Annotated in this window: 6 protein-coding genes; 2 read left to right on the forward strand and 4 right to left on the reverse strand. The window is 76.2% G+C overall.

Annotated elements, in window-relative coordinates:
• The 4 genes from RIF68_RS18025 to RIF68_RS18040 form a co-directional block, all read right to left on the reverse strand.
• Positions 1–856, reverse strand: an 856-nt coding sequence (locus RIF68_RS18025; protein WP_309052292.1) for a 1,4-dihydroxy-6-naphthoate synthase, incomplete at its 3' end; no start/stop codon positions are given.
• Positions 853–1,737, reverse strand: coding sequence for a futalosine hydrolase (locus tag RIF68_RS18030; RefSeq protein ID WP_309052293.1), 885 nt, complete (start codon positions 1,735–1,737; stop codon positions 853–855). The genes RIF68_RS18025 and RIF68_RS18030, both read right to left, overlap by 4 nt.
• Before the next feature lie 20 nt (positions 1,738–1,757).
• Entirely contained in the window at positions 1,758–2,237 is a 480-nt protein-coding gene (locus tag RIF68_RS18035) for a DUF2771 domain-containing protein (protein WP_309052294.1), read from the reverse strand.
• Positions 2,238–2,315: 78 nt separating this feature from the next.
• Positions 2,316–3,686, reverse strand: coding sequence for an MFS transporter (locus tag RIF68_RS18040; protein WP_309052295.1), 1,371 nt, complete (start codon positions 3,684–3,686; stop codon positions 2,316–2,318).
• A 543-nt stretch (positions 3,687–4,229) separates the two neighbouring features.
• Here RIF68_RS18040 and RIF68_RS18045 point away from each other — a divergent pair.
• Together RIF68_RS18045 and RIF68_RS18050 are read left to right on the forward strand one after the other, a co-directional pair.
• A complete protein-coding gene (locus RIF68_RS18045) occupies positions 4,230–5,150 on the forward strand; it encodes a DUF3027 domain-containing protein (protein ID WP_309052296.1) in 921 nt (306 codons plus the stop codon).
• Positions 5,151–5,288: 138 nt separating this feature from the next.
• Complete coding sequence (locus RIF68_RS18050; RefSeq protein WP_309052297.1) at positions 5,289–8,435, forward strand: sacsin N-terminal ATP-binding-like domain-containing protein; 3,147 nt, start codon at positions 5,289–5,291, stop codon at positions 8,433–8,435.
• The last annotated feature ends 136 nt before the right edge of the window (positions 8,436–8,571 follow it).

Below are 8,571 nucleotides of genomic sequence, written 5' to 3' on the forward strand. Positions count from 1 at the left end.
CCCCCTCCGGGACCGCCCGCGCGTCGGGGCGGAGGGGCGGGCCGCCCCCCCCGCCCGCCGCGCGGGTGAGGAGCCCGCGGACCGCCGCGTAACCGTGCTCGCCGAGGTCGGCGGTGAACTCGTTGACGTACAGGCCGATGTGCTGGTCGGCCACCTTCGGATCCATCTCCTGGGCGTGCTCCAGGACGTACGGGCGTGAGGCCGCCGGGTCGTCCCAGGCCATCCGTACCGACGTACGGGCCGCGTCCGCCAGCCGCCGCAGCGTGTCCGCGCCGAGCGAGCGGCGGGCGACGATCGCCCCGAGCGGGATCGGCAGGCCGGTGGTCGACTCCCAGTGCTCGCCCATGTCGGCCAGGCAGTGCAGCCCGTAGTTCCGGTACGTGAAGCGGGCCTCGTGGATGACGAGCCCGGCGTCGACCTTGCCGTCCCGGACCGCCGGCATGATCTCGTGGAACGGCATCACGACGACCTCCCCGACCCCGCCGGGCACGGTCTCGGCCGCCCACAGCCGGAAGAGGAGGTACGCGGTCGAGCGCTCGCTCGGCACGGCCACCGTCCTCCCGGCCAGGTCGGCCCCGGTGCCGGCGTCACGGGTGAGCACGAGCGGCCCGCAGCCCCGGCCGAGGGCGCCGCCGCAGGGCAGCAGCGCGTACTCGTCGAGGATCCAGGGCAGCACGGCGTAGGAGACCTTCAGGACGTCGTGGTCGTCCGCGCCGCTCTCCGCCCACCCGTTGGTGACGTCGATGTCGGCGAAGGTCACGTCCAGGCGCGGCGCGCCGGGGACGCGGCCGTGCGCCCAGGCGTCGAAGACGAAGGTGTCGTTCGGGCAGGGCGAGTAGGCGATCTTCAGTTTCACGCGGGTGCCTCCACGGAGCCGGGACGGGACCCGGAACCGGATGCGGACCCGGAACCGGGGACGGTGTCGGGGACGGGACCGGTGGCGGCCCGGGCGTCCGGGACCGCCGCGAAGCCGGTACGGGCCAGCCGCCCGAACCCCTCCCGCAGCGCGGCCAGGGCCTCGCCGACGCGCCACGCGGCCCGGTCGCGCGGGCCGACCGTGTTCGACACGGCCCGGACCTCCGCGACGGGCACGCCGTACGCGGCGGCGGCCTCTGCCACGCCGAAGCCCTCCATCGCCTCGGCCGCCACGCCCGGGTGACGCTCCGCCAGCTCGGCGGCGCGCCGGGCGGTGCCGGTGACGGTGGAGACGGTGAGCACGGGAGCCACGGTGTGCGGCACACCCGCACCGTCCAGGGCGTCGGCCAGCGGCCGGGTCAGCGCCTCGGGCACCCGGTGCACGGAACGCCCGAACCCGAGCTCCTCGACGGCCAGGTACCCGTCGGGCGTCTCGGCCCCCAGATCGGCGGCCACGATCGCCGCCGACACGACGAGCGACCCGAGCGGCGCGCCCGGCTCGAAGCCTCCGCCGATCCCGGCGGACACCACGAGGTCGTAGGGCGCGGCGGCTCCCGCCACGGAGTCCGCGGGACGGGCCTCCCGCAGCGACGCCGTCGCCAGGGCCGTGCCCGTCGCGGCGGCGGCGGCCGCGGGGCCGACCCCGCCGACGAGCACGTCCACCCGCACGGCCCGGCTCGCGCCGGCCGGGAGGAAGGTGTGGCGGCGCAGGGTGAGGCCGCCCGGCAGGTCCACGGTCCGCGGGGCGCCGGGCGGCAGGCCGGCGGCGACGGAGTCCGCCTCCGCCGCCACGGCCGTCACGATCAGGATCCGGCGGGCCACCGCCGGATCAGGAGTCGGACTCAGGAGTCCTTCTTCAGCTGGAAGTGCCAGATGCCGGTCAGCTTCTTGCCGGTGTTCTCGACGATGGTCACCTGGGTGGTGTTGGTGCTCTCGCCGCTCTGGCTGGAGAAGAAGGCGCTGGCCGGAATGGTCCGGTACGTCTTCTTGTACGGCTCCGGCTCGGCCTGCTGGCCGCCCAGGAAGATGGTCCAGCCGTGGTCCGCGATCTCGGGGTCGACCCCGAAGCGGATCTTGTCGTCCATCGCCACGGTGATGGACTTCTCGGCCTTCTTGTTGAGGCACTGCTGGATCTGCGACTCCTTGATGGCCTCACCGCCGTTGTAGCAGGCGGCCTCGGAGTGGACCGAGTCGGTCCCGACCGTCACGGTCGCGAGCGGAGTCGGCTTGTCGCATGCGGAGAGGACGAGGAGGCCGGCGGAGACGGCCCCGAGGGCGACGGCGGCCCGGCGGCGCGAGCCGGTGAAGAACGCAACGGTCATGAGCCGAAGGCTATCGGGCCGCGCCGCCCGCGCCACGCGGGGGTACGGCGTGCCGCCACCCGGACCCCCCGGACACACCTACGCCACCCGGTTCGGCGTGCGGCCCTCGGCGCCGGGTCGCGGGCGCCGGGCCGCCGACAGCAGGCCCCGCACGGCGAGCAGCGCGCCCAGGCCGAGGATCGCGGCGGCGACCGCCATCCCGAGCGGGCCGCTCAGCGGCAGGGCGATGCCGATGCCGCCGCCGATCACCCACGCCATCTGGAGGGCGGTCTCCGACCGGGCGAAGGCCGAGGTCCGCACCTGTTCGGGCACGTCCCGCTGGATCATCGCGTCCAGGGACAGCTTCGACAGGGCCTGGGTGAGGCCCGCGACCGCGCCGAGGACGGCGACCATCAGACCGCCGAAGAGGACGGCCGTGCAGACGGCCGCCGTGAACACCGTCGTGATCATCGTCGCGATGATGGTCTCGGGGCGGTGGCCCCGGTCCCGCAGCAGCGAGCCGACCGCCGTGCCGCAGGCGTTGCCGACGCCCGCCGCCACCCCGACGATGCCCAGGGAGACGGCGGCGCTCTGCCCCGACAGCGGGTGCTCGCGCAGCAGGAACGCCAGGAAGAAGATGAGGAAGCCGGCCAGCATGCGCTGCGCGGCGTTCGCCTGGAGGCCGTGCAGGACCGACGGGCCCACCGTCCGCAGGCTGGGCCTGCGCTCCCCGTGGGTCAGCAGGTGCGCCCGCCGCTCGCCCTTGGCCGAGTCGACCTTGTGCGGCATCCGCAGCGCCCAGAACGTGCCGAGCAGGAACAGCGCGCACGCCCCGTACAGCGGCCAGCCGGGGCCCACCATCTGGAGTCCGGCGCCGACGGGGGCGGCGACGCCGGTGGCGAGCAGACCGGCGAGGGTGACCCGTGAGTTCGCTCTGACCAGGGAGAAGTCCGACGGCAGGAGCCGGGGGACGACGGCGCTGCGGACGACTCCGTACGCCTTCGAGGCCACCAGCACGCCGAGCGCCGCCGGATACAGCTCCAGGCCGCCGGTGGCGACCGCGCCCGACATCATCACGGCGAGCACCGCGCGGGTGAGCATCGCGCCCGCCATGGCGGCGCGCCGCCCGTGCGGGATGCGGTCGAGCAGCGGACCGATGACGGGGGCGAGCAGGGTGAACGGGGCCATCGTGACGGCCAGGTACAGGGCGACGCGCCCGCGGGCCTCGTCGGTGGGCACGGAGAAGAAGACGGTGGACGCGAGGGCGACGGTGATCATGACGTCGCCCGCGCCGTTCACGGCGTGCAGCTCGATCAGCTTGCCCAGCCCCGACTCGCCCGCGCCCTGCGCGTGCGTCGCCCGCCGGATGCCGCGCGCCGTACCGGTGAACGGCAGGTGCAGGGCACGCCCGACCGACCGGCCCGCTCGACGGAGCGGCCCGGCGTGCTCGTGGGACCGTGCGGCTGCCACTCCGTCATAGTGCCCCACGGGTGCGCCCCCCGAACCGTGGCGCGGCGGGTGGGGTCCCCGCCGGCCGGGTCCGCGGCCGGCGGCGCGAGCGCCCCGCGGCGGAGTCCCCGTACGGGCTGCCGCACCCGCCGGAACGGCGGCGCCGCAAGGGGAGTCGTACGGTTCGGGACCCGGGCGCCGCACGGCTTGTCGTACGAGTGGCGGCACGGTTCGGCACCGGTTCACCGGCGGGTCCCGCACGGGCCGGAGCCCGGGCGTGGCGCGCCGCCGGGCGTCCGCGATACGGGCCACTTGGGGCGGGCAGGTGGGCGGCGGCCCGCGAACGGGGTAGCGTGCGTAGCGCGCCACCGGCGGTTGCTCTCGGCCGCGCGCCTCTTCGGCATCCCGCAGAATGGATGACGATAGGTGTGCCCGAGACGCGCGAGACAGGTCGGGTGCGGACGTCGATGCGGCCCTCCGGTCCGCTCCGCCCGCCGCCCGAAGCCTCGCTCCCGCTCCTCGGCCGGCGCACCCGTGAGACGGCGTAGGAGAGAAGCGAGACCTGTGAGTGCTGCGACGACGCGAAGCCGTACCCCGCGTACCCCGCGTACCCCCGACCGCCTGTGCGCCGAGGCGGTAGACCTCGCGAGGACGGCCGCCGAGGAGGCGGCCGCACCGGGAGTCGTCGGCGAGTACGCCGGGGCCGTCGCGGAGGGCGACCGGGTCGTCACGCACTTCTTCGAGGCCCGTGAGCCGGGCTACCGCGGCTGGCGCTGGGCCGTCACCGTCACCCGCGCCTCCCGCGCCAAGAACGTCACGCTCGACGAAACCGTCCTGCTGCCCGGCGCCGACGCGCTCCTCGCCCCCGAGTGGGTGCCGTGGAGCGAGCGGCTGCGGCCCGGCGACATGGGCCCCGGCGACCTGCTGCCCACCGAGCAGGACGACCTGCGCCTGGAGCCGGGGTACACGGGCGAGGACGCGCCGCCGCCGAACTCGGCCGTCTCCGAGGAGATGGCCGAGCACCTCGACGCCGAGGACGCGGAGATCACCGACCGCACCCCCTCGCGGGGTGCCATCGCCTCGGTCGCCGAGGAGCTCGGCATGCGCCGGGCGCGGGTCCTCTCGCGGTACGGGCTCCACGTGGCGGCGGACCGCTGGGACGAGGCGTTCGGCGCGAAGACGCCGATGGCGCAGGCCGCGCCCGCGTCCTGCGAGTCCTGCGGCTTCCTGGTGCCGCTGGCCGGTTCGCTGCGGCAGGCGTTCGGCGTGTGCGCCAACGAGTTCTCGCCGGCCGACGGCCGGGTCGTCTCCCTGTCGTACGGCTGCGGCGGCCACTCGGAGGCCGCGGTCATGCCGAAGCCCCCGCGTCCGGCGCCGCCGGTCCACGACTCGATGGCCGCGGACGTCTTCCCGCTCCGCCCCTCCAAGGACTCCGGCTCCACGACGGAACCCGACGCGACCTCCGAGGACCTCGGCCACTCCTGACCCCCCGCGCGGCGACCTCCCGGCATCGCGCCGGGGGCCGTCGGGAGTCGCCCGGTGACGGGCCGCGGGGTGGTGGCGGGCGCGGTACCTTCGGGCCCCGGTGTACTCACCGGTCCGCACCACACACCACCCCGCAGAGTGGAGTCAGACGTGAGCGTCAGCGTCCGGACGACGACCGACGGAAGCGATCCCTTCGGCACCGCACGGCTCCGGCGGGGCGTGCTCGACGCCTGGGCGGCCTCGCCCGCCCGGTTCCGCGAGGACGCCAACGCCGAGGAGGACCTCGCCCTCGGCGGCTACCGCGACCGCCTCGTCGTCGAACTCGCCCAGAACGCCGCCGACGCCGCCCACCGGGCCGGCGTCACCGGCCGCCTCCGCCTCACCCTGCACCCGGCGGGCCCGGACGGCCCCGCCGTCCTCGCCGCCGCCAACACCGGCGCCCCGCTGGACGCGGCCGGCGTCGAGTCGCTGTCCACCCTCCGCGCCTCCGCCAAGCGCGAGCACGGCCCCGGCGCCGTCGGCCGCTTCGGCGTCGGCTTCGCCGCCGTCCTCGCCGTCAGCGACGAGCCGGCCGTCCTGGGCCGCCACGGAGGCGTCCGCTGGTCCCTCGCGGAGGCCCGGGGACTCGCCTCGGACGTGGCCCGCCGCAGCCCGGGCCTCGGCGACGAACTGCGCCGCAGGGACGGCCACGTACCGCTGCTGCGGCTGCCCCTGCCCGCCGAGGGCACCGCCCCCGAGGGGTACGACACCGTCGTCGTCCTCCCGCTCCGGGACGCCGCCGCCCAGGCCCTCGCCGAAGGCCTCCTCGCGGCCGTGGACGACACGCTGCTGCTCACCCTTTCGGGTCTCACCGAGATCGTCGTGGAGACGGCCGGGACCGTACGGACCCTCACCCGCGCCGAGCGCGACGGTTACGTGCACATCGACGACTCGGCGTCCGGTGCCCACCGCTGGCGGACCGTCACCCACGGCGGCCCGCTCGACGCGGACCTCCTCAAGGACCGCCCGGTCGAGGAGCGCCTGCGCCCCGACTGGTCCGTCACCTGGGCGGTCCCCGTCAACGACGACGGCACTCCCCGCTACCCCCGCAGCGCCCCCGTGGTGCACGCCCCGACGCCCACCGACGAACCCCTCGGCATCCCCGCCGTCCTCATCGCCTCCTTCCCGCTCGACACGGCCCGCCGGCACGTGGCGCCCGGCCCGGTGACCGAGTTCCTCGTGCAGCGCGCGGCCGACGCGTACGCCGAACTGCTCGCCGACTGGCGGCCGGTGACGCCCGCCGCGCTCGACCTCGTCCCGGGCCCGCTCGGCAAGGGACACCTGGACGGGGCGCTGCGCGAGGCGATCCTCGACCGGTTGCCCCGGGTGGCCTTCCTGGCCCCGGCCGTGCCCTCCGAGTTCCTGCCGGCGCTCCGCCCGGTCGAGGCGGAGGTCGTGGAGGGCGCGGGCGCCGAGACCGTACGGGTGATGGCCGAGGTGTTCCCGACGCTGCTGCCGGCGGGGCTCGAGCGGCGGCCCGAGCTGCGGACGCTCGGCATCGGCCGGGTGCCGCTGACCGAGGCCGTCGACCGGCTCGCCGGGGTGGACCGGCCGGCGGCCTGGTGGTGGCGGCTCTACGACTCCCTCGCGGGCGTCGACCCCGACCGGCTGACGGGCCTGCCTGTGCCGCTCGCCGGCACCGGCGAGGACGGCGCCCGGGTCCGTACCGCCATCGGCCCCCGCCAGGTGCTGCTGCCGCAGGACCGCACGCCCGCGGAGCTGACCCGGCTCGGCCTGAAGGTGGCGCACCCGGACGCGGCGCACCCGCTCCTGGAGAAGCTGGGCGCCCTTCCCGCGACGCCCCGCGCCGTCCTGACCACCCACCAGGTGCGGCTGGCGGTCGCGGCCTCGCTCGACGTGGGCGAGGTGTGGGACGAGGACGTGGACGCGCCGGACGCCGAGGAGCTCGCCGAGACCGTCCTCGGCCTGGTCCGGGACGCGGAGCTCGAACCGGGCGACGAGCCGTGGCTCGCCGCGCTCGCCCTGCCCGACGAGGACGGCGAGCTCACCCCGGCGGGCGAACTGGTGGTGCCCGGTTCGGCCTTCGCCGCCGTCATGCGCGAGGACGAACTGCCCTTCGTGGACGCCGACCTCGCCGCCCGCTGGGGCGAGAAGCCGCTCGCCGCCTGCGGTGTCCTCGCGAACTTCGCCCTCGTCCGCACCACCGACCTCGTCCTCGACCCGGACGAGGTGGAACCGCGCGAGGGCGACTACCCCGAGCCGGACGACGCCGGGCTCCTCGACGCCGTCGACGTGTGGTGCGAGGACGTCCTGGACCGGCTGCCGATGACCCCGGTGCCGCCGGTGGCGACGGAGATCGTGGCCGTCCGCGACCTGGACCTGGTGGACGACGACGCCTGGCCGCAGGCCCTGGCACTGCTCGCCCGCCCGCCGCTGCGGGACGCCCTGATCCAGCCCGTGCGGGTCCTGCTGCCCGACGGCACCACGGAGAACGTCCGCTCGTACACCGCCTGGTGGCTGCGCGACCACCCCGTGCTGGACGGCCGGCGGCCCGCCGGACTGCGCGCCGCCGGCACCGACCCGCTCCTCGTCGGCCTGTACGACTCCGCCGACGCGACCGGCTTCGACGACGAGCAGGTCCTGCGGGCGCTCGGCGTCCGCACCTCCGTCGCCGCGCTCCTGGACGAGCCGGGCGGTGCGGCCGAACTCCTCGGCCGCCTCGCGGACCCCTCCCGCGAGGTCACCGGCGCCCAGCTGCACGCCCTCTACACGGCCCTCGCGGATCTGGACCCGGAGCAGGTGACCCTGCCGGACGAGCTGCGCGCGGTCGTCGACGGCGAACTCGTCGTGGTGGACGCCTCGGAGGCGCTGGTCGCGGACGCCCCGGACCTCCTGCCGCTCACGGCCGGCCTGCCGCTGCTGCCGGTCTCCCCGTCCCGGGCGGCCGACCTGGCGGACCTGCTCCAGGTGCGGCGCCTGAGCGAGACCGTCGACGCCGAGGTGACCACGGTCGGCGAGGAGCACGAGGTCCCGGCCGCCGTCCACGCCCTCCTCGGCCCGGCCACCCCCGCCACGTACATCGAGCACGAGGAGCTCCGCGCGGCCGGCCGTGAACTGGACTGGCGCCTCACCCCCGACGGCGTGCTCCACGCCGCCACCCTGGAGGGCGTCGCCGCCGGCCTCGCCTGGGCCACCGCCCAGTGGCCCCGCCGCTTCGAGGTCGCCGCGCTCCTGGAGGACCCCTCCCGCACGGCGGAACTGGCGAGGGACCGCTGGTTCGACTAGGGGCGTCTCGCCGCTTCCTGATCCGGCCTGATCGACAAGACACGAGCGGGGCGCCCCGGCGCGGGGAAGCCCGCCGCCGACCGATGAGTTTCCGGCGGGCTGCCGGTCTCACCTGCCAGAAGCCCGCCACCGGGCG

Origin of the sequence: Streptomyces sp., from assembly GCF_031178505.1 — a bacterium.
Lineage (GTDB): Bacteria > Actinomycetota > Actinomycetes > Streptomycetales > Streptomycetaceae > Streptomyces > Streptomyces gulbargensis.